The sequence below is a fragment of the Corticicoccus populi genome, from assembly GCF_042686195.1.
Taxonomy (GTDB): Bacteria; Bacillota; Bacilli; order Staphylococcales; family Salinicoccaceae; genus Corticicoccus; species Corticicoccus populi.
This window is the reverse complement of sequence record NZ_JBHUOQ010000004.1, coordinates 332,525-355,042: the sequence shown is the minus strand read 5'-3', so window position 1 is coordinate 355,042 and position 22,518 is coordinate 332,525. Positions and strand designations below refer to the sequence as shown.

Here is a 22,518-nt window from a genome sequence, read left to right as displayed (position 1 = left end):
CACTTAATAAATAATTATGTGGAATTACTTTTTCCAACTATATTATAACAGTATATCCCTGTTAAAATATCACTTTTTTCTTTTTTTTAGTAGATAACAGAATAAAACATTTTTCTGACACATTTAATAAATTTGCTCATCAGCTATATAAGCAATTCTAAGAAATTGCTCATTCTAGAGTGAAGAAAGTTTCGAGATTAAATATGATGAATTTTTATTACAGGATGAGTCCATTATTATCGGTTATCAAACCATTCAAAGCACTTGATTTCTGGGTTTCAGACAGCGGATGGTGTCGACCTATTTCCAGTGTAAAAAGTTCGAATTTATGGGTAACCTTTATTTATGAAGCTGACAGAAATCTTCTGTATAAAAGAAAAGTATGATGCTAATGTTTTCTTGAAATTTCTGGAGCGATTTCTCAAGCACTATTCATCAGGGAAAATTGTTATGATACTGCATAATATAGGGATTCATCATGCAAAGAGTACACAATCATTTCTCTTTGAGAACAAGGTTTGACTGGAACTCATCTTCTTGTTGCTGTATAGTCCTCAGCTGAATCTGATAGAATCTGTATAGAAAAGGCTGAAAAACCTGTTATGAATAATATCTTTTTGGCAATGTACAAAAGATTGTATTGGCAGTCCAGTAATTTTTAAAGGATTTCAATCTCCACAATTCAGTCGTCATTAATCGGATTTGTAAGAATACAGTTTTTTTAACTTGTATAATTCATTAATTATTATATAAAAAGAACGCATAGTAGAGTGATACGTAGAAGCATATCATCGTTAATGCGGTTTTTAGTAGATTAAAATGTCTTTGAATCAGAAATATATCAATAGGTGTACATAATTAGTAAGAATTTTATCCGCCTGTACTCATTAGAGAAATTTCGAGCCTATCGATATTGGAAGAAATCCTGACTTGTCGATGATTCGATTTAAGAAATATATTCTCTGAGGTGTTAAGATATATTTAGAATTACTAAATTTAAAGGAATGTAAATATGTCGAAGAAAAGTATATTATCAATTACGGAAATTGAAGATAGAACAAAGTATCTAGTTGAAAACTTAAATAAATGGAGTTTCATTGAGGAGTTTTTAAGCCTATTTGATATACCAAAAGTAAGCATTGGAAGAGCTTTAAGTACTGAAGGAGATTTTTTAATAAAGAGTAAAATTCGTTATCGAGTAGTTAATAGTAATCCATTAGTGGCTATTGATGAGATAGAGAAAGAAATAGTATCTCATAAGAAAAAACCAAGATATCTTATTACAACAGATTTTGAATTATTATATGCAAAAGATACAAAAACGAGTGAATCTCTCGCTATAAATTTTAGTGATTTACCGAATTATGCAGAATTTTTCCTTGCATGGAATGGTGTAGAGAAAGTGGATTATCAAAAAGAAAATCTTGCAGACATAAAGGCCGCAGAACGATTCACAAAGTTGTACGATGAGTTAGTGAAAATTAATCCTGATCTTGATGATAAATACTTTAATCTTTTCTTAATAAGGTCACTATTTATGTATTTTTCAGAGGATACAGAAATTATACCTAAAAATTCGTTCACTAATATACTTAAAACAAGAACACAATTAGATGGTAGCAATTTAAACTTGGTTATTCGAGAACTATTTTCTATTTTAGATGTGCCAGAAAATGAAAGGCAGAACACTCCTGTATGGTTAAGTAAGTTTCCATACGTTAATGGTAAAATTTTTAAAGAACCACATCACAATTTAAAATTTAATACCTCTAGCAGAAAGCTTCTTATAGAAGCAGGAGAATTGCTTAATTGGAACGAAATAAATCCTGATATATTAGGTGCAATGATTCAAACGGTTACTAATAAAGAAGAACGTCAAAAGTCCGGTATGCATTATACCAGTGTAGAGAATATCATGAAAGTAATTAAACCGCTTTTTTTAGACAAGCTTTGGTTGGAATATTACAGACTTGCAACTCGAGCAGATGACTATTTAGATCGTAATATCTCTAATAAACAAAAAAGAGAACAGCAAAGAATTATTATTAAACAGTTAAATAACTTGTTAGAAAGAATGAGTCAAATAAAATTCTTTGATCCTGCGTGTGGTGCAGGTAACTTTTTGATTATTACTTATAAAGAGCTTCGGAAACTTGAAATTGAGATTCTAGTGAAAATTCGTGAAGTGAGAGTATCATTAAATGAAAAAAGTGTTTATCAAGGTAAACTATTCAATGAATCTAGTATAAAATTAAAACAATTTTCAGGAATTGAAATTGAAGAATTTGCGCATGAAGTAGCTATTCTTTCACTTTATATAGCTGAACATCAAATGAACATTGAAATGAATGATGCTCTTGCTGATGATCAGGCGAAGACATTACCATTACAAAAATCTGGGAATATTGTGCAAGGTAACGCTCTCCTATTGAATTGGGAAAATATTGTGCCGCATGAAAAGGATGAAGAAATTTATATTATAGGTAATCCGCCATATATCGGAACAAAAGGTCGTAATCCTCAAAATCAAGAACAAAAAGAAGATTTAAGTATAGCAATTCATCCAATTAAAACGAGAATAATGGATTATATTTTTGGGTGGTTCGTAAAAGCACAAAGGTATATTTACCAGAATAATGCTCAATTTGCGTTTGTTTCTACTAATTCGCTTTTTCAAGGTGAACAAACCCCATTTATAATAGATAATATTCTAGATAAATTAGAAATTTCATTTGCGTATCCGTCTTTTAAATGGACTAATAGTGCTAAAAACAAAGCGGGAGTTACTGTTGTAATTGTAGGTTTTTCAAATAAAAATGATAGTAGTAAGTTAATTTTTAAAGGTGAAGACATTATTGAAGTTGAAGAAATAAATGGATATTTAGAAGCTGGTGAAAGTTTTAACATAGTTAAATCAAAAAAACCGAGCAATCAGCTTCCTTTTTTAATGAATGTGGGGAGCGCAGAATACGGTGATGACAATCTTATATTATCTATAGAAGATCGAGATAATCTTATAAATAAATATCCAAAGGTAAAGAAATTTATGAAAAAATGTATAAATGCCAATGATTTGGTAAACGACACTTATTCATATGCTCTATGGATAGAAGATAATGAGGTAGATGAGGCATGTGAAGTACCTTTTATAAAAGAACGATTGCGAAAAGTAAAAGATTTTAGAAGTCAGAGCAAACGGGTCGGTACGAAAAAAGCAGAATACAAACCATGGAAATTTGCAGAGGACAGATATCAGAAAAACCCCTCACTTATACTACCAGTAATAAATTCTGAATATAGACAGTACATTCCAGCAATATTTATTGATGAGAACACTATAGGAACTAATGCTAACTACCAAGTATACAATGCACCGATCTGGCTTTTAGGAATTATATCATCTCGTATGCATATGATCTGGCTTCGATCATTTGGTGGAAAATTAGAATCAAGATACAGATATTCTTCAGGAATGGTTTATAATACATTTCCTATTCCAGCGCTTTCGACACATCGTAAAAACACACTTGAGGAAGCTGTTTTAGATATGTTAGATATTCGTGAAGAAGAAGGCGGGACATTAGGTGAGCTTTATGGAGGTGCTAGTAAACCAATGAACGAAAGATTGAGAAAAGCTCATGAAAAAATAGATGGCATTGTCGAACGTGCCTATAAGCAAGAGCCTTTTAAATCTGATGACAGTCGTTTAAAAGAGCTAATAAAACTTTATAAAAAAATAATTGAGGTGAAGAAATGACATCTAATATCTTTGAAATAAATTATAATAGTAATGAAAAGAGCCAAAATACAAATTCATTAGGTATGCGTGAAATGCAGGCACTCGTATATGAAAAACGAGACGCACAATATTTATTAATTAAGGCTCCTCCGGCCTCAGGGAAATCAAGAGCTTTAATGTTTGTAGCCCTGGATAAACTTATAAATCAAGGACTGAAAAAAGTAGTTATTGCTGTTCCTGAACGATCGATCGGAAAATCATTTCAGTCTACACATCTACAAGAGTACGGTTTTTACTCGGATTGGAATATTAAACAGGAAAATAATCTCACAAACCGTGGCTCCAACACTAGTAAAGTTTCTAAATTCTTGGACTTCATTAATTCGGAAGATATAGAAGATAAGATTTTACTTTGTACTCATGCAACTTTACGATTTGCATATGATAAATTATATGATACAGATTTTAATGATATTGTATTAGCTATTGATGAATTCCACCATGTATCTCGTGATGAAAGCTCAATAATAGGTAACGCTGTCCGAAGTATAATGAGCAACTCTTCAGCTCACCTTATTGCAATGACAGGATCGTATTTTCGTGGGGACTCAGTTCCGATTCTAGAATCTAGAGATGAACAGAAATTTGAGAATGTGACATATACCTATTATGAACAGTTAGAGGGGTATAAACACTTAAAAAGTTTTGCTATGGGTTATAGCTTTTATAGAGGACGTTACACTGATGCTATTTCAGAGGTATTAGATACGTCTAAAAAAACTATCATTCATATTCCAAATGTTAACTCCGGAGAATCTACTAAAGATAAATATGATGAAGTAGATCGCATACTTGGACATCTAGGTGATGCACATTATGATAAAGATACTGGAATTTGGTATGTTACTGAAAAATCAGGAAGAGTCTTGAAAGTTGCTGATCTAGTAACTGAAGAAGAGAGAGAAGCAACCCAGGAATATATTAGAAATATGTCAGAGCTTGAGGATTTAGATATTATTATAGCACTTGGAATGGCAAAAGAAGGTTTTGATTGGCCATATGCTGAATATGCTTTAACAATAGGATATCGTAATTCACTAACTGAAGTTGTACAAATTATTGGTCGTGTAACGCGTGATAGCTCAAACAAAACACATGCACAATTTACCAACCTAATTGCTCAACCAGATGCACAAGACGACGAGGTAATGTTTGCTGTTAATAATATTATGAAGGCAATTACAGCTAGTTTGCTAATGGAGTCAGTATTAGCACCAAACTTTACATTTAAAAGAAAAGATAACGATGAGCAGATGGGTAATGGAACAGATATCTTTATTAAAGGCTTGAAAGAACCAAGTAGCGAAAGAACAAAAAATATTATTGAAAATGATATGACAGATTTAAAAGCATCAATATTACAAGATACTCAGATTCAGCAAGCTATTGCTGGTGGTATCGATTCAAAAGTTATTAATAAGCAGTTGATACCCAGAGTAATAATGACTAAGTATCCAGACTTATCGAATAGTGAAACCGAAGAAGTAAGACAGCATATCGTTGCTGAATCAGTAATTCAGTCAGCAGAGCGAGAAACAGGCATGGGTGGAGATCAATTTCTTAGAATGGCTAATAAGTTTATAAAAATTGACGAAATTGCGATTGATTTAATAGACGAAGTCAACCCATTTCAACGTGCATACGAAATGATTTCAAAAGAAATAGATGCACCGGTTCTACGCTTTATTCAAGACTATATAGATGGAGTGAAATTTGTATTCACAGAAGAAGAATTAGTGATGTTATATCCTCAAATTATCCAATTTAAGAAAGAGAATGGTAGAAATCCAGATAAAGCTAGCTCTGATCAATATGAGCAAAGATTAGCTTATGCTCTATTGCGATTGGACCAATTAAGGAGAGAGAGAGATGAAAAAGCTTAATATTGACGATATTTTTTCAGATCCTAACTTCGATGAGTTAGTAGCTGATATTCCAAAGAAACAAGTTAAGCGGATCGATCCAGAATTTGAAAAGTTTCAAGAGATTGTTGATTGGATGAAAAGTCATAACGGAAAAGAGCCTGAAAAGTCTCGAGATATCACAGAAAGAAAGTTATATTCAAGATTAAAAGGTTATCGAAATAAACCAGAAATACAGTTGAAGTTAGCAGATGTAGATGAATTTAATTTACTTGAACACGATAACCTGGAGGACGATGATTCAGTGGAAAGTGTAAAATCACTAGATGATATTCTGAAAGATGACACATTGTTTAGAGAAGAACATGATATGAATAATTTATTAGATTTATCTAGATACAAAAGAACAATCAATACCGCAGATAAATATAGTGTCCGTAAACGTGCAAATGAATTTGAACGATATGAACCTCTTTTTAAGCTAGTTCAAAAGGAAATTGCTAACGGTATCCGAAAGATAATCCCTATGGACTCAGAGAAAAATATAATTCCAGGGAAATTTTATATTGATAATGGGGTTCTTCTCTATGTTAAATCTATCAGCGAGTATTATACTGATAAAAATGGTTATCGTAATGCAAAACTCCATTTAGTTTATGAGAATGGAACTGAAAATAAAGAAATACTTTTGAGATCACTTGCATCTAATCTTTTTGATAGGACTCGTCATGGGAAGATGGTTACTGAAGTAATTAGTGATGTCATGGGAGAAACAACAATCGAGGGACGAACTACAGAATTTTTCTCTACTGGTTATATCTATGTAGTTAAATCACTTAATGAAAATATAGAAACTTCAAAGTATCAAAATCTTTATAAGATTGGTGTTACTACTGGAAACATTGAGCAACGTATCGCTAATTCTAACAATGATGCAACGTATTTGTATGGGCCAGTAAAAATTATCGCGACTTGGGAAGTTCAAAATCTTAGTGCGAAAAAACTAGAATCAGCAATCCATCATAGATTTGAAGCTAAGCAACTACAAATATCTATTCCAACAGCAAATGGTAGAATTGAGAATCCAAGAGAATGGTATATAGTTACCTTAGAAGAAATTGAGAATACTATAAATGATATTATTGTGAAAATGAATATTTAATTCAATTTAATCTAAAAGATAAGTCCACCTAGCTCATTTTTTTATTTAAAATTATAGTTTCCTATATAATCTCTTGCTCGTAATTATGATGAGTTTTTTGGAAAAATAATGTTGATTAGTTCATTGAACATGGATCAAAGTCAAATTAGAATCACCATTAACGAAATATTTGTTGATTATATACCGTGATAGTATGGAAGTTTTGTCTTGAGTGATTACAGATGATACTAATTAAAAATCTTCTATATCTCATTACCATCAATTGTCTTAAATTTTATAAACCATCATAGACATTATTGATTAATAATGGATAAGGCATTTTAAAATTATTATAGAAGTAAAAAGTATTTTGTTTTTTATATCATCAATAATGAGCGAATCAACATCATCGTTTAAAGAAATGTTATGAAATACTAATTCTTCCTTATATACTATATCACCTAAATAAGCATAGCTTAGTTTGTTAATGCCCTCCTCCTTAATTACGACACACAATAATCTATTGAAATCATCAGTAGAGATATCGATCAACCAATTTTTATTACTTTTTAGTTTTGTGAGGTAAAGAACTTTAGGTGCCAGGGTCTCTGCATCTTCATATTTATCATAAGAAAATGCGATTTCGTAGCCAATTGAATTTTTCATGGAACAAACTCCGTTTTTAATTAACTATAAATTGTTTTACACAGGTTTGATAGATAGAAAAGTTAAATATACTATATAGCATAGTATTCATAATTTCAGTAAAAAAGACTACAATTATAATTGTAGTCTTTTAAAAAATTAAAAAGCAGTTACTTTCAGCATTCCTTCAGTGTCAACTATCGTATAAGTCACTTGTGAAGTTTGTTCACCATTTGATGTTGCGTGGGAATATGACCTGTTAACGGTGACTGTATACTCATTTTTAGATATTTGTTGAATTGATACAATATTACCACCACTATTTTGATAGTCTTGGAAATTTTCTGATGCTTTATTATTCTGGATATCACTTAATGCTGCTCCCTCTAAAATATATAGGACATCATCACTAATATCGTTATAATAATCAGATAAGCCATTAAGATAAGTTTTAAAGGTGAAGTTTGTTAAAGTATCGTAGGTATAAAAATCATCAGTATCAGTTAAAGTTACTGGAAAACCATCTGTATAGTATTCATCAAAATACCGTTCTTCATTGGTAGAAAGGCCATCAACTGGTACAGCCTCCCCTTGCTGTTTCCAGCCTAAAATTGTACAATCCTCTTTATTAATAATGTATATCATTTGCACGGTTTTTTCACCATCAGAAGTAGCATGACTGTAGTCTCTAAAAGCGTTAACCATTATATTTTCATCCTGAAGATCTACCATTTGGCCGACAGTAACATCAAATAACTCATAATCAGTAAAATTACCTGATTCGTAATTAGCTACTATTTCATTATATGGCTCAGTACCTTCTTCTAAGAAGAAAAATACATCTTTATTACTTCTTTCGCCAGTATTATAATAATGAGTTAGTCGGGAAAAATAGTCTTTTAAACTGGCTTCAACTCCAAGATAATCGGTCTTATCTACTGGCGGATTTTTCCATGCATTATCGCTATCATTGAATATTTCCAGAACATACTTATCTGATGATTTATTTATATTTTCATCCTTATCTGCATCATCAGTGTTCTGTCTTTTTTCCGAGCTACTATTATCATCAGATTCCTCGAGCTTCTTTTTTAGCTCTTCATTTTCCTTTTCGACCAATTGCTGTTTTAGTTCCTCGTTCTCTTTTTCTAGGTCACTTGTTTCGTTAATGTCTTCAGTGGTATCAGAAGTATCTTCATTCGTTTCTTCTGTAGCGGAGGCTTCAGTGTTGTCCTCTGAATTGTTGTTAGCAGAACATGCAGATAAAGTAAGCATAAGTAAAAATGATGTGAACAGAGCAATTAAATATTTATTCACTATAGTCTTCCTAAGGTTTATCATCATGATATTATTTTTAGAATATTTCTTCATAGTCTATAAATTCGTGAGTTTCTTTATTAACTAAATAATCTACTATAACATGACTTTTACCATTAGAAGTTGCATGAGTATATTCTCTACTGACTCTGAGGGTTACAGTTCCATCTCCATTATCAGTTATCTCTTCTAGAGACACGTTGTGGACTGTATGCTCTGCAAAGTTTCCCGTTGCTTTATTAGCTGTGACTTTATTATAAGCAGGACTTCCTTCATGTAGATAATAGAATATTCCTCTAATAGTATCTACATCGTTATAGTAATCAGCTAATCGTGTTACATATTCATAAGAAATGGTTTCCCATGTTTTGAATTCAATATCATCTGAATCTTGAGAGGTAGAATTATGTTCTGGTTCTAAATAATAATTCTCTAGATTGTCCACCACTTGAGCTTCATTCATCCCTGGCTGAACACCAGTATCTTCAATTTTCCCACTTTCAACTAGTTCTAGATAAGCATTGATTATGTCATGATCATCAAAATCATTCCTACAATCTCGAAGTAAATTTAATACACATTCTTCAGGGGTTCCAACAGTAGTAATATTTGTATCTGATTTGCTCTCTACATCTGACTTACTATCATCAGAAGCGATTTCAGTTTCTTCAGAATCCGATTCCTCAAGCTTCTTTTTAAGTTTCTCATTTTCTTTTTCAGCCAATTGTTGCTTTAGTTCTTCATTCTCTTTTTCTAAGTCATTTGCTTCATTGTTATCTTCAGTGGTATCGGGAGTATCTTCATTCGTTTCTTCTGTAGCAGAGGCTTCGGTATTGTCCTCAGCATCGTTGCTAGTGGAACAGGCAGACAACAAAAGTAATAGTGATGTAAGTAATACGGCGAGATAATTTTTCATTACATGCTCCTTATTCTTAATATTCATAATTATACTATTTTTTATAATTTTTTAATACATAATTTTACTGTAAAAGAAGAAAAAGAGATTGGAAATTAATCTCTTCTAATCAGTATATTCGGTTGCGTTTTATCGTATATTTGGTAGGGAAACAATCACTGGAGGGAAATAATATATCTTAACTCAAGTTTTTCAATTTGTTGTGGACTTCATTTATATTAATTGTATCTTCATGAAATTGATAATTATCATTTTGAAAAGTAGTGATGTACAAATATCGTGTTTTTACCGACTTTGTTCTAGGCGAGGAACTAGTATCTAAGTCCTCAGAATTTGTTAAAATTGGAGAACTATTTTTATCTTCTCTATAGTAGAATGAGCCATCATCATTTTCGCAAAGCATTCTTTTGTATTCACCGGTTCCAATTAGATATTTTGTTGGGGCAAACAAACTCTCTCCACGGCTTTCTACTAATGCATAAAGGGACCAAAAAATGGATGCTGCGTGTTCACCTTTACTTTTTGTCTTAGAACTCTTATTCTCATATATTTGAACGTCAGTATATCGTTGTTGCGTAATACCGATGCCGAATGATTTAATATTAGCGATTTTTATTGATGTATTTCCTACAGTAAAGAATTTCAATATTTGCACATCCTCTTAAAATGATTTTATACTTGCTCTAGAACTATGTGCTTTCATTTCTAAACTCATCTTCAATTTCTTTGTAGCTCTTTATCGTTTGTTTTTTATTAATGGGTTCTTGATATTCTTTTAAAATTTCCGCAGAACTTTGAGGATAAAAAATTTCCGCATTTTTGTCCCATTTATATCCCCTTTTTCTTAAGATAGTTTTGATGGAATTTTTATTTTGACTATCTTTACTCTCTTTAAATAATTTTTCCAGTTTTTGATTCTGAAATTGATTGTAATATTCCAATCGAGCGTTAGTACGAATGGAGTTTTCGGTCATCTTATTTTCTATATAATTAAAGGCTTCTTGTCCAGCTTTCACTGGAAGGCCTCCAATTGCTTTAATATAATTTTTCATCTTATATCCTCGTCTCGTATATTTATTTGAGTCTATAAATAAACTCTAGAATATCACTAAATTCTCTGATTTTTCATGAAAGATTTGTTTTATTTATTATCGATGGGTTCACCTAAAGTTTTATATATAGTATTGCTGATTGACTTTCCTAATGGCCCTTTTATTGTTAAGAACCTGTTGAATGAAGATGTATAGGCAGCTACTCCCACTAAAACAGCGAATGGTCCACCAAATGTAATGAGAGGCAGACCAATCAACAATTTACCTAATTGTTTTATCGGTTTCGTACTAAATATCACTTGTACTGACATAATATTTTTATTCGGTTCTTCAGCTATTGTGATGTAATAGTTACTTTTTCGATGGGTTAATGAGTAGACCGTGATTTTCGTATTATCTTCGAAAAGTTTTATCAGTTCTCTTGAAGTGTTATCAAGGGACTGACTTACAATCTCATCCTTATTTAAAAATTTTTCTGTTTTATGATACTTGTATCCTTTATTTAGTACGAGAGTCTTTAAAGTTTCTTCAAATTCAGTCAAATCTTTTTTCTCATAGTTTATAAATTTCATTTCTATTCTCCATTTCTTTTTAGTCAGTTGGTTTTATGATTCATATAAACTCGATTCATTTCAATCAATCGATTAGTGATATGTTCTCGAACATAATCAGGTGAAATGACGTGTACATATGGGGAGTGATTGAAGCATAGGTTGTGGATCTCGGATATATTCAATTTAAATATTGCGACAATGTATTCATCTGTGTCTTCTTCGATGGAATGGATGAACTGATTATTTTGAAGTGTATGCCACACTCTTCTATCAATCTCAAGTGTTACAGTGTGTTCCGATGTATTTGATGTTTGTTTGTCTAAAGTGAAGTTACCGCTATCTAGTGGTAATCCTTCGAAAGACTTTTGATTTTCCACAAGTAAGGTAAACTGGCCATATTGAAAATTGAGTGCGTTGGGTAGAATTCTCTTTTTCAATTCAGTATGATAAATGGCTTTTGATTGAATGATTGCATTCCAAACATTGTCTATATTTCTCTTTGGTAATACATCACCTATAACGTTGAATGTCTTAAGAATGGCTACCAACTCTTCACTCTTATCTCGATATCTCTGATATATCTCAGATTCGATGAACTGATAAATTTCTTTATTAATCGTGGGTGTTAATGTTCGAATTATGATTAAAAGATACTTAAATGTGTAATCATTGTATGAAGTGATTTCATTGTCTAAGAAATAACAGTTATCCTGATGAGAATATGTGACTTCAACCCGTCTACCCCCGTATTCTTCAGAGTCATAGAAGTGGGTGCGAATATCGTCAATATCTCGTTGGATCGTACGGGCATTTACCCTCATTTCTGTACTTAATTCTGCTTTATTTATTCGTTGCCCTTTGAGTAATCGAATGAAGATAGACAATATACGGTCAGAGCGGTTCACAATCTCACCTCCAGATACTAATTACTATAATTTTATCGAATGGGATAGTCGTCTCCCGTCACTCTTATCACTCAATCTAAAAATATTCTAAATTATGTGATTGTTGGTAATTATGGTATGCGGAACATAAAAAAAATCAGATAGACAATATACGTCTAACTGAATGAAGGATAGAGTGATAATGCGGAGTTGAGCTTTGCTTATGAATATTATGAGGAGGTTTCTTCTGTCTGTTTTTCATCAGATTGAGAGCGTATCTCCCCCTTCTCCACCATCCACAAACTTCTTGTGGCAGGTGTCAATGGATGACATAGTTTCTTGCTGCGTGGATTAATCAACACTCGAATTTTATCCGGGTAGGGCTCAAGAATTGTGTGAATATCTTTTACTCTGACAGAGAATATTTTTGATGTGATTGACCCCCAAGCGAGAATCACAGTATCACTGCTTTCTATCGCTTTTAAGATAAATTTATCCGTATCCTCATGAATAGTGTCTTCGACTTCATCTGCTTGTTTGTGCATCTGCATATTCGAACACAAGTTAACCATCTGTACCCCTCCAAATCCCATATCAGAGACATTATTAATAATGAGTTGCGTGGTCAGGTCAACCTTAATATCGCCGTCATAGTTCGGAAATTTAGTGATTACAGTAACGAGCGGTTGTTTTGAATTCCAGACTTTCTTAAGTAGTAGTCTGTGTCTACCATCATCTGTGAAATGACTTTCAGTGCGTAGTGTACTTTTTATGATATTGCTCATTTGAATCGCTCCTTAGTAAGTTATTTTCCATTGTTTTCTTCAAGTATCTTTATGATTTCCGTGGCAAGTATGATGCCGATTTGAACGACTTGAACCCAGTTCATTTAATGACCTCCTTAAATATCTCCAAATGCTTTCATAGAATAAAACTCATTATTGTTATTGATGATGATGTGATCCAGTACTTCGATTCCAAGTATTTCTCCCGAATCCACAAGTCTTTTGGTGAAAAAACGATCTTCATTTGAGGGTTGAATATTTTGAGAGGGATGGTTATGTGCGATGAAGATGGCAGCAGCATTGGAAAGGATGGCATTTTTGAAGATTTCACGTGGATGAACGGCACAATTATTTAAAGTGCCGATGTGTGCAATTTCAATATTTAAGATTTGATTTTTCGTACCGAGACTGATGACAGCAAAATGTTCACGGTCTGTATCTGCAATGAGTGGCTGAACCACTGAAAGACCCATTTCAGGGCTTGTAATCCTGTCGTGGGTGATGCTTAACTGCTCGATGGCTTTCTGGTAGATACGGTTTAAAGGGATTTGTGTATTCATGTATTCATTCCTTTCACTGATATGCATTTATATTTTTTTGATGAGTGTTTTATTGCCGTGCTTTAGATACAATATGTGTTGTTCGTCCTCTATCATGTAGCCGAGAGCAACAAGTTTTTGATTTTGGTAGATTTCAAAAGGGAAAATGGGAGTATTGTCTGTTGTGTAGTAGTAGAGGTTGTGTGTCATTTCTTGGTCAGGAAATAATGATTGTATATGCGGGTCTTGAAAAGTCTCGATACTGGATAGGACAAAAGATTCTGAAGGACAGTCTTCCAATGGTCGTTCCAAGTGACTATACATGTAATGTTGTAACAATGGGTTCAAGTGAGTTACCTCCTCTTTTTAGTTTCAAACTCGAAAACTCGTGAATGTTTGAATGAATATGATTGTATTTATATTTATTTCTGATGTGAGATTCTCTTTAAATATTATTCATATATGATTATTTACGAGTTTACGAGATGAATGTTGGTTTAATTTCATCGTTTAAAATTGAAAAACACAAACTCGAAAACTCGCTATTTTAAGGGGGATTACAATTATTTTTGATTTCAATATTTGTTTCTCTTTTAAAATATTATTTATATAAATATTTACGAGTTTACGAGTTGGTCTATTCTCAAAGGATTAAATCAATGGTGTATTTTTCTGTTGTTTCATTCAATCTTTGATGGATAAATGCTTTGGGGGAGGGATTTCAAGAGGGATTGGTTTAAGACTTTGGAATAGGACAGTATTGAAATGGTTGTACTTCTTATGGCAGACACCTCCTTTATGATTATTCGTTGATATAATATATATCTGATTTCTGTTTTATTGCATGTGTCTGAATATCGTTGATTTGAATGCCTTGAGAATATGAAAAAAGCGAAGACTGTTTAGAGTCTTCGCTGGTCTGTTTCCCTGCCAATAGTGTGTGACCAACATCTTTTTTCAGGTGTATTGTGAGTTTCTTGATTTGACGTGGTCGTGTTTTTTCAAAGGTGATTGTATCAATGACGGATAAATACATCTCTTTGATTAACATTTTATTTTCTTTTTTGAAGGATACTTTCAACTGAGTCAGAACATTATCGAGTGTCTGTGTATCGTACAAGATTGGTGATTCAACCGTTTCTGTCTCAGGCTCCAAATTTTTGAGATTCTTCTTTTTTGCATCCAATTCACTGTTCAGTTCTTTAATTCGATCCGAGAGCATCGGTTTCAAGTCACTGTCTGTTTCTATCGCTAAATTCAGACGATTTATTTTTTCAGTGATTTCGATAATTTCAGTCTCAATTTGTGGGGATTGACTCTGCAGTGTTTCAACATTTGCTTTAATTCTTTCATTTACTTCTTCTATGACCTGTTTCATCAATGACGGTTGGTCTAACAGTTCAATGATAAGACTTTCAACACGAGATTCAATATCATCTGCTCTCACGCTATTCGCACTACAAGCCGTCGCACCTTGTGCTCTGAATTTTTGACAGGAATAATACCGGATTCGTTTCTTGGTTCCGTCTTTCAGCGTATTGGTTGTGTTGGCAGCCATCATTGCAGAACCGCATTGAGGGCAACGTAGGATACCAGTCAGTAGGTTGGAACCATCACCAATGACTTTGGGTCTGAATGAACGCTTCTGCATCATCTCCTGTACCGTGTCCCATTGTTTTTCAGTGATGATGCTCTCATGTTGACCATCGACCAGTATAGGATTATCATTCTTGCCTTTTCGTCTTTTAGTGTTCCAGTCGACATAGTTATTGAAGCGTATTTTTCCGGCATATATCGGATTCTTCAATATATATTTCACTGAACATAATCCGAAAGGTTTTCCTTTCTTCGTCCGATATCCACAATGATTTAAATGGTTGGCAATTGCTCTATGACCTTGCCCCTTTTCATACATATCGAAAATTTGTTTGACAATCGCTGCTTCGTATTGATTTACTGTCATTGGATCCCGGGATGATTCTGCTTGATTATATCCAAGAACAGTGACACCGTTGGTTAATCCGTCCATGGCTCTTTGTGCCTGTCCGAGTTTTACATTATCGATGATGATGTTCCGTTCGTATTCACTGACTGCTGCCAGAAGCTGCATCATGAACATCCCGGTACTGGTGGTGACCTCGAAGCTTTCACTTAGTGAATGAAAATCGACATTGTGTTTTTGAAGGTCTTCCACAATTGACAGTAAATCACGAGTATTTCTGGCCAGACGGGATAATTTCCACACATATATTTTGTTGAATTTACCATGCTTTGCGTCCTCCAGCATGGTCAGTAAATTGGGTCGCTTTGACATATTACTGCCGCTCAGTCCTTTATCGGTATACACTTTATAAATATCGTAGCCCTGTTTCTTACAGTACTCCTGTAACGTTTCAATCTGTGCATCAATGGAATAGCCTTCTGCGGCCTGCATCTCTGTCGATACGCGGGCGTAAATGGCTACCTTGATTGTTTTGCCCTGTGCTTTATCATTTATCATTAGTGCTGTCCTCCTCTATTGGTTTACAAATACTGTGTTCCCATCCTTTTAAATATATATTGATGATGTCACCATCTGTATTGACTTCAACTGTTTCAACTAACTGCCATAAGGCCATATCTACATCTGAACGGTGTTGAATGAGTCCGGAAACTTGTTCTAAAGTTACATTGAGAGCAGCGGTCTGTTTCAAGGTCTTTTTATCTGATTCCAGCTCATGAACTTGTGCTTTGAACTCAGATATGTCAATGTATCCTTCTGCCAATGCAGTAACTAGTTCATCCTTCTTCTTCTGATTGTCTTTTAGTGAGTTTTGTTGTTGAGCGTATACCTCTTTCAGTTGATGATTGACCTTCGTATGAATTTGATTTAATGCATCTCCATACGTCAAAAATGTTTTGAGATACTGCATGACCTGATGTTCTAATGATTTAATGGGTATACGCTTCATTGCGCAATCATGGTATTGTCCTGATAATTTTGAAGGACATACGTAAAATGGTGTCGCATTAGGCTGCTTATGGTAGTGGTATGTGGACAGTTTTTTTCCGCATAAAGGACAGATGATTTTATGCCTTAAATTTGCATTTACTGTATGTTTTCTTTCACGTTGTTTGGATTCTCGTAGTTTCTTGGCTGTTTCAAACATCTCTTTTGAAATGATTGGTGGCAGCGCATCTCGAATAATCCCATATTTTCCGACATAATCACCCGTATACTTTGGATTGAGTATGATATATCGCACTTGTGCTGGGTTCCGTCTAATTAGTGTGGGATGTGCCTGAAGTGATTGAGAAATCTTTTTATATCCATTTCCAGAGACATACATTTCAAATACGTATCCTACCGTCTTTGCCTCTTTTTCATGAATCACAAACTGTTTATTTTCATATCGATAACCAAATGGTGCAAAGGTAGTAATGACATATCCTTTTTGAAATTTGGATTTTAATGAGTTCTGGATATTTTCACTAATTATATTACGTTGCAATTCAGCCATTATAGCGAGTGTCTGTACTTTAAACTTATCTGATGCGTTTTGATATCCCAAGACTTCATCATTGAGGCTTTCAAGCGATACTTGATGTTGACTGCAGAGTTCCAAGAAGTGAAGCAAATCTTTTGTATTACGGGCAATACGATCCATCCGCCATACAATCACCTTGTCTACCGCATTGGATTGAATAAGTGAAAGCAGACGTTGCATCTGCTTTCGCTTTAAATTCTTTCCTGAGGCGGTATCACTTAACTCCATATCAACTGACAATCTCTGCACTTTACAGTACTGTTTAATGCCTTCAAGCTGTCCAACAGTAGAGGATGCCTTATCTGTTTTCTTGAGTGACTGCCTGGCATATGCAATGATTTTTTTATTACTCAGCATTTAGTAGATTACCTCCTGTTTAAAAACAGTACAGGGGGACTTAGATACTCCCCCTTACTGCAACTGTTAGTCTTCTTCCACGGATGTGACATCATTCATTAATATATTTACCAATGATGTTACGACCATATCGATGTCTTGATTCATACAATTACCTCCCTATAATTAAAGCCCTTTTAAGTCTTCTTCGATGCTGTCTATGGTCTGTTTAAAAGGACTTACAGCACTGTTTGAATTATGTTCTTCTATCAGCTTCTGATTGTTTTCAAGTATTGAACTTGATTTTTGATTTTCGATATACTCAAAATCCCCGTAGTTTTCTTTTGGAATAAGCAATTTATAAAAGGAGCCGATTCGCTCACCATCAGTTGACTCTTGCATAGCGGTTCTATCGGAGCTGTTAGTGAGAAAATATTTTTTATCTTTAAGTGCTCTTGCTACTATCGTATGACCTTGAAAACCGTTATTATCGCAGAATTTTTTAAAGTCATTTCTTAAAATTCTGATATAATATTCTTCATGTGTACCTTGTTCAAAGAATCCAATAGTTTCAGTACGGTGAGGCACATCCGATTTTTTATCGACAATCTTATTTTGATTATTAATCAAGTATTCAATTAGTAATACGAATGCAGATTGAGCTAAATCACGTTGTTTGCTGACATTTTTCTCATGATTAACTAAAAAATCAAAAAGCTCTTCTTCATTAATGCTGACATCATGTTTTTCGAAAGTACTGGTACAATTTAGGGTTGTGGCTGCAAGAAGGAAAGCAGCATAATGATTGATTAATCGATCCGCAACATCACTGGAGCCTGTTAAACTGTTTTTTAATGTTTCGATGGCTTCATCATAGATTTCCAAAATCGTATTTACAGGTGTTTCCAGTAGTTCTGAAGCAACCTGAGGTAAGATATGTCCGTAATTATCATGAATGACGGATTTAATATTTTCTGACTGTTGAGCACTATTTGTGAATGTGTCTTTAAAGGAGAACGTTCGGATGTTTAATCCGATGTTCTTCTTTGAACTTGGCAATTCATCAATTCCCATCTCTCCAGTAGATAATACGATTGTTGACCAATGACGGGGTGGCCTTGCCACACCATTTACATCAGAACGGGAACGTTCCACACCTTCAGAAATTGTATATATTAAATCCGTGATGCTAAGATTGTTACTAGCGGAAATTTCATCGAAGCATACGGGGATACCCATATTATTGGATAATTTACCGATAATCGCATTTGATGTTGCATTCCAGTTGTCAAACAGTCCTTTATTTGACTTTGGACTGCCAGCAGTTGATAATGCGAGTTTGGCAGCCGTAGTTTTCCCCGTGCTGCTCTCACCACTGATGTGCACTACGGGGCAAAACACATCCTTCCCTGCATCTTTTAAATAAGTGAGTACAACGCCACTCACACCAAGAACAACAGCAAATTCCAAAGGCGTATTTCCTTCCACTTGTTCTTTGAACATTTTCATCCATTCTTCGGCAGAACCGCTTGGTGAGAGGTTATAAGGAGATTTTGAATCGAGTTCAGCATCTTTTCGGAGCGCTCTGTCACCATAGTAATCTAAACCATTTCCATCATTTATCAGACCAACTTGTTCATACAGTGTGGTTTCAGGTAAATTAAATGCCATATCCATTAAGGCAGCTGATAATGCCACCTTATTTCTTGAGTGGACTGGAAGACCATATGTTGCCAGTTCTTCAATCCTTCTGCTGGATAATATCGCCATGTCATCTTCGTGTATTTTTTGTCCATTAAGTGATATTTCAATCACTGTTTTATTCGATGGACTAAAAACACGTTTCTTTGAAATCCTAATGGGTGGTGCGACCAACACTTCTTTTTTTGTTTTGGGGTTGTATTCATACCAACCGCCTTCTTTTAATTCCATAAAACACATCATCCCTTCCACTTTTAACTTAAAATTGAAGATTGCACTGTAGTGACCCTTAGTGCAATCTCTGTTGATTAAAGTCTACGATAAATATAGTTATTACCGCTTTTTCCTACTTTGGCGAAATGCTCGCTGTTATTCTGCAGGTAGTGAGATAACTTACGACTTATAATTTGCTTTTCTTTGGTATTCAACTGCTGATGAACAGAGTTGTATAGACTACCAGTAGAAAATGTAGTGCCTGCTGGTAACGCATAGGCACTAGCAATCATTTGTCGGTAAACATTTGATAAGTTTGCCGTTAAATACTTCATTAAAATGTCCTCCTCTCAAATAATATCGAGTCACCTGCGGACGCAAACGATTTGTCTTTAAAGTGAATCTGTTGCTATATGATGAAATATCTTCAGTTTGTCTGGTGAAAATATATTATTTTATACTCAAAGTTATTTTATTCATTGAAAACATTTCATCCCGCATTATATTTATTGCTTTAGAAGTATGTTAGTAGTAACTGATTCCTCTAGCTTTTAGTCGAAGCAGTTGTCGTTTTTAGATGTCCTCCGATAAATTGATTTCAGAAATTTGAAGCTCTTCTTTAAATGTAAGAATATTAACATCATATTTTTTGGCATAATCTAGTACAGCGTTTACGATTTGGGTATTTTTTGAAATTTCATCAGTGTTAAACAGGAATAAGTTATCAACAGTTTTGAATCGAATATGATGAAGTGCATCAATTAACCTAGGTTGATCATTAATCATCTCTCTGAGCTCGTCCTGTATAAAATCCAAATCATCTAATTCAGTATAAAATCCTTCTGTAAAAGGACAATCGGAATACATGTGGACAGTACTCTCCAATTGATAGCCATGATAAATGTTGGACAAGTATTTTTCCCGTTTCCATGACAGATCAATTGAAATTGTGAACTCACCATTTTCATTGGTGGATGAGGATGAAGGTACTTCTAGTACATCTGTAGGCTCATTACCCATATTGCGGTAAATAATATTTTTAGAATCTTTATTTAATAATTCTCGAGGGATGACTACCATCTTCTTTTTCAAAGCTTCTTCTTTATTAATACGTTTGTAATAATCCAAGAAATTCTTTACAAAAAATCCTTGAGGATCTTTTATTGATTTTTCATAATTGAACGGTGATTTTTCATAGCGATTTACTAGCTCAATAAACTTGTTTATGTGACTGGCAAGGTAAATAGACTGGTCAAATATAAATATTGATCGATCCAATATTTCTTTTGGAATGTCGCTTAAAATCGAACGCCATATACAAGATGAATAAATATAGTCCTCAATACTTATTTCAGGGGATATGAAAAATTGCGTTATACTATCGAAATAAAATATGATATTAAAGTATTCATTTCCATAGGTGTATCCGTCGATCTCGAAAGCTAACTCGTTATAACTTTCAATAGTTAAATGATGTAAAACATAGTCATGACTATGATTTATAAAATGATGTACTTCTTCTAAAGTGTTTGAGGTTTCATATTTCAGACAATTCCTTGATTCCGATGCGATGCTATTTTCTGTGTAGTTATCAAATCCGAACTGTGTTTCACTTAATGTTGCATCGATAAACAATGTTTTCTTCTTCATACGTATTCTCACTCCTATTTTTAAATTAATTAGGCCCTTAATATCAAAATTGTCTTAGATGTAGTAGGATAATCACCCTACTCTTTGTATCGTATTTTCACTCCTTTCGTAGCACTATTTCATTTCGTCGAGGACCTAACAATACTAAGATTAATAGAGTTCAAGACAAAAATAATTAGCCTATCCAAAAGAATATTTTTTGGATAGGCTATATACATGGGAGTTATTTTTTGTTTAATGACTTTAAATTATCTAGCATTTTATATGCAAAATTCCAAGAAGTGATATTTTCAGAACTTTTTTGAATGTGATTATTATCTTTAAAGGACTGAGTAATACGTAAGAATTCTTTGTATAAGCTTATTATCGTGCTAACATCCTTTTGGTTATGACTAGATTCAGCGATACCATAGTTTTGCATGATTTCAAAAACTCTATTTGTATCCCTCATAAAATAATCTAGTAGGATTGGGGACACACCATCTTTTATAAACCTAGTTCTATTCACTTGCATTAATAAAACCATTTTTTTGAATGTTTTATAAAATTCATTAAATGTGGGTTTAAAATATTCATGGTTTTCTAGTGTCATATTATCATCTTTTATTATTTCAATTTTTTTAATATAGTCCATGGTCTTATAAAGATTGACATTATATGAATTAACGGCGTCTTGAATTTTATCTAAGTTCTCATAATGCTCATCTTCAATTTTCATACTAACAGGATCATTAATTTCCCAAAAATTACTGAATTCTATCAATCTGGGAATACCAGCTTTTTTCTTTTTATCTTTCATTTCCTTGATTTGTTTTTGTATTATTTCCTTTTCATCTTCACGTCCTTCACGCATTTTAGATAGTGTATTTACAATAAACCAATCTAATAGCTGGTCATCCGTCGAATGATTATATCTATTTGTAGAGTCTTGCTGCTTGTAATATTCAAATCTTTTATAAGTCTGTTCCAAGTCAGTGAAGTTTGGATGTAAGTCAAAATTCATATACTTGGTCTTTATAATCTCAGGCTCAGGACCTTCGTCTAAAAGTTCAAATATCATTTCATCAATTCGATAAGCCAGTTCTCTGTGTCTTTTAGCGCTTTCGATAGGATCAAGGGAACCAGTATATTGAATGAACATTGAAAAAGAATCCTCTAATTTTTTTCGAGCAGATAAAAATTCTAACGTTTCGTCATATATTTTATTGGCATATATATAAGCTTTTAGAGGTTGATCTTCTATGTCATCGATTGCTTGTACTACATTTTCTATAAATTTTATAAAGGAATCAGGGTTATTATCTCGATTTTTTATTCTATATTCTTCATCAGACATTTTTGATTCGGTAACTTTAAATGGTGCCGTTTTAAGACCATTCATTAGTACAATCAGTAGTTCAGCTTCATATTTATTAAATCGATAATTAGCCGATTTAGACCCAGCCTCTACTTGATACAGTGTTAAATCCAATCCGTATAACACCCATAACTTATTAACGTTCTGAGAAAAAATTTTAGGGGTTATTTTTAGTCGATCCTGAATATATTTACCAGTATACGATTCGTTTAGCAAATTCATCACCTCTTTTATATAGTA

The 22,518-nt window shown here is 33.4% G+C and carries 19 protein-coding genes; 4 read left to right on the top strand and 15 right to left on the bottom strand.

What is annotated here, in order from left to right:
• Positions 1–345 precede the first annotated feature (345 nt).
• The 4 genes from ACFSX4_RS11400 (at position 346) to ACFSX4_RS11385 (ending at position 6,823) form a co-directional block, all read left to right on the top strand.
• On the top strand, positions 346–522 hold the full coding sequence (locus ACFSX4_RS11400) for a transposase (protein ID WP_377774704.1): 177 nt from the start codon (positions 346–348) through the stop codon (positions 520–522).
• 490 nt (positions 523–1,012) lie between these two features.
• A complete protein-coding gene (locus tag ACFSX4_RS11395) occupies positions 1,013–3,757 on the top strand; it encodes a DNA methyltransferase (protein ID WP_377774702.1) in 2,745 nt (914 codons plus the stop codon).
• Positions 3,754–5,682, top strand: coding sequence for a DEAD/DEAH box helicase (locus ACFSX4_RS11390; protein WP_377774700.1), 1,929 nt, complete (start codon positions 3,754–3,756; stop codon positions 5,680–5,682). Before ACFSX4_RS11395 ends, ACFSX4_RS11390 begins: the two co-directional genes overlap by 4 nt.
• Positions 5,669–6,823 carry a GIY-YIG nuclease family protein gene (locus ACFSX4_RS11385; protein ID WP_377774698.1) on the top strand — a complete coding sequence of 385 codons (1,155 nt, stop codon included), beginning with the start codon at positions 5,669–5,671 and terminating at the stop codon, positions 6,821–6,823. The genes ACFSX4_RS11390 and ACFSX4_RS11385 overlap by 14 nt, the downstream gene beginning before the upstream one ends.
• Positions 6,824–7,123: 300 nt before the next feature.
• On the opposite strand, the gene ACFSX4_RS11380 is transcribed toward ACFSX4_RS11385, so the two are convergent.
• From ACFSX4_RS11380 to ACFSX4_RS11310, 15 genes are all read right to left on the bottom strand, one after another.
• Positions 7,124–7,468 carry a hypothetical protein gene (locus tag ACFSX4_RS11380; protein WP_377774696.1) on the bottom strand — a complete coding sequence of 115 codons (345 nt, stop codon included), beginning with the start codon at positions 7,466–7,468 and terminating at the stop codon, positions 7,124–7,126.
• Positions 7,469–7,606: 138 nt separating this feature from the next.
• A complete protein-coding gene (locus ACFSX4_RS11375; RefSeq protein ID WP_377774694.1) occupies positions 7,607–8,764 on the bottom strand; it encodes a hypothetical protein in 1,158 nt (385 codons plus the stop codon).
• A 37-nt stretch (positions 8,765–8,801) separates the two neighbouring features.
• Positions 8,802–9,680 (bottom strand): hypothetical protein, encoded by an 879-nt coding sequence (locus ACFSX4_RS11370; protein ID WP_377774692.1) that lies wholly within the window; start codon positions 9,678–9,680, stop codon positions 8,802–8,804.
• 178 nt (positions 9,681–9,858) lie between these two features.
• Positions 9,859–10,326, bottom strand: coding sequence for a hypothetical protein (locus ACFSX4_RS11365; protein ID WP_377774690.1), 468 nt, complete (start codon positions 10,324–10,326; stop codon positions 9,859–9,861).
• A 43-nt stretch (positions 10,327–10,369) separates the two neighbouring features.
• Positions 10,370–10,732: a hypothetical protein gene (locus ACFSX4_RS11360; RefSeq protein WP_377774688.1), complete on the bottom strand. Its 363-nt coding sequence runs from the start codon at positions 10,730–10,732 to the stop codon at positions 10,370–10,372.
• Positions 10,733–10,821: 89 nt separating this feature from the next.
• The gene (locus ACFSX4_RS11355) at positions 10,822–11,304 is read right to left on the bottom strand and encodes a hypothetical protein (RefSeq protein ID WP_377774686.1); all 483 of its coding nucleotides are present in this window, start codon (positions 11,302–11,304) and stop codon (positions 10,822–10,824) included.
• A 23-nt stretch (positions 11,305–11,327) separates the two neighbouring features.
• Positions 11,328–12,191 (bottom strand): helix-turn-helix transcriptional regulator, encoded by an 864-nt coding sequence (locus tag ACFSX4_RS11350; RefSeq protein ID WP_377774684.1) that lies wholly within the window; start codon positions 12,189–12,191, stop codon positions 11,328–11,330.
• Positions 12,192–12,400: 209 nt separating this feature from the next.
• Positions 12,401–12,955: a DUF1643 domain-containing protein gene (locus tag ACFSX4_RS11345; RefSeq protein ID WP_377774682.1), complete on the bottom strand. Its 555-nt coding sequence runs from the start codon at positions 12,953–12,955 to the stop codon at positions 12,401–12,403.
• A 116-nt stretch (positions 12,956–13,071) separates the two neighbouring features.
• Complete coding sequence (locus tag ACFSX4_RS11340) at positions 13,072–13,515, bottom strand: JAB domain-containing protein (protein WP_377774680.1); 444 nt, start codon at positions 13,513–13,515, stop codon at positions 13,072–13,074.
• A 781-nt stretch (positions 13,516–14,296) separates the two neighbouring features.
• On the bottom strand, positions 14,297–15,994 hold the full coding sequence (locus ACFSX4_RS11335; protein WP_377774678.1) for a recombinase family protein: 1,698 nt from the start codon (positions 15,992–15,994) through the stop codon (positions 14,297–14,299).
• Positions 15,984–17,378 (bottom strand): recombinase family protein, encoded by a 1,395-nt coding sequence (locus tag ACFSX4_RS11330; RefSeq protein ID WP_377774676.1) that lies wholly within the window; start codon positions 17,376–17,378, stop codon positions 15,984–15,986. Before ACFSX4_RS11330 ends, ACFSX4_RS11335 begins: the two co-directional genes overlap by 11 nt.
• A 165-nt stretch (positions 17,379–17,543) precedes the next feature.
• A complete protein-coding gene (locus ACFSX4_RS11325) occupies positions 17,544–19,289 on the bottom strand; it encodes a DUF927 domain-containing protein (RefSeq protein ID WP_377774674.1) in 1,746 nt (581 codons plus the stop codon).
• Between the two features lie 77 nt (positions 19,290–19,366).
• Positions 19,367–19,606: a hypothetical protein gene (locus tag ACFSX4_RS11320; RefSeq protein ID WP_377774672.1), complete on the bottom strand. Its 240-nt coding sequence runs from the start codon at positions 19,604–19,606 to the stop codon at positions 19,367–19,369.
• Between the two features lie 238 nt (positions 19,607–19,844).
• The gene (locus ACFSX4_RS11315; protein ID WP_377774670.1) at positions 19,845–20,921 is read right to left on the bottom strand and encodes a hypothetical protein; all 1,077 of its coding nucleotides are present in this window, start codon (positions 20,919–20,921) and stop codon (positions 19,845–19,847) included.
• Between the two features lie 223 nt (positions 20,922–21,144).
• Positions 21,145–22,500: a DUF6038 family protein gene (locus ACFSX4_RS11310; RefSeq protein ID WP_377774668.1), complete on the bottom strand. Its 1,356-nt coding sequence runs from the start codon at positions 22,498–22,500 to the stop codon at positions 21,145–21,147.
• Positions 22,501–22,518 lie beyond the last annotated feature (18 nt).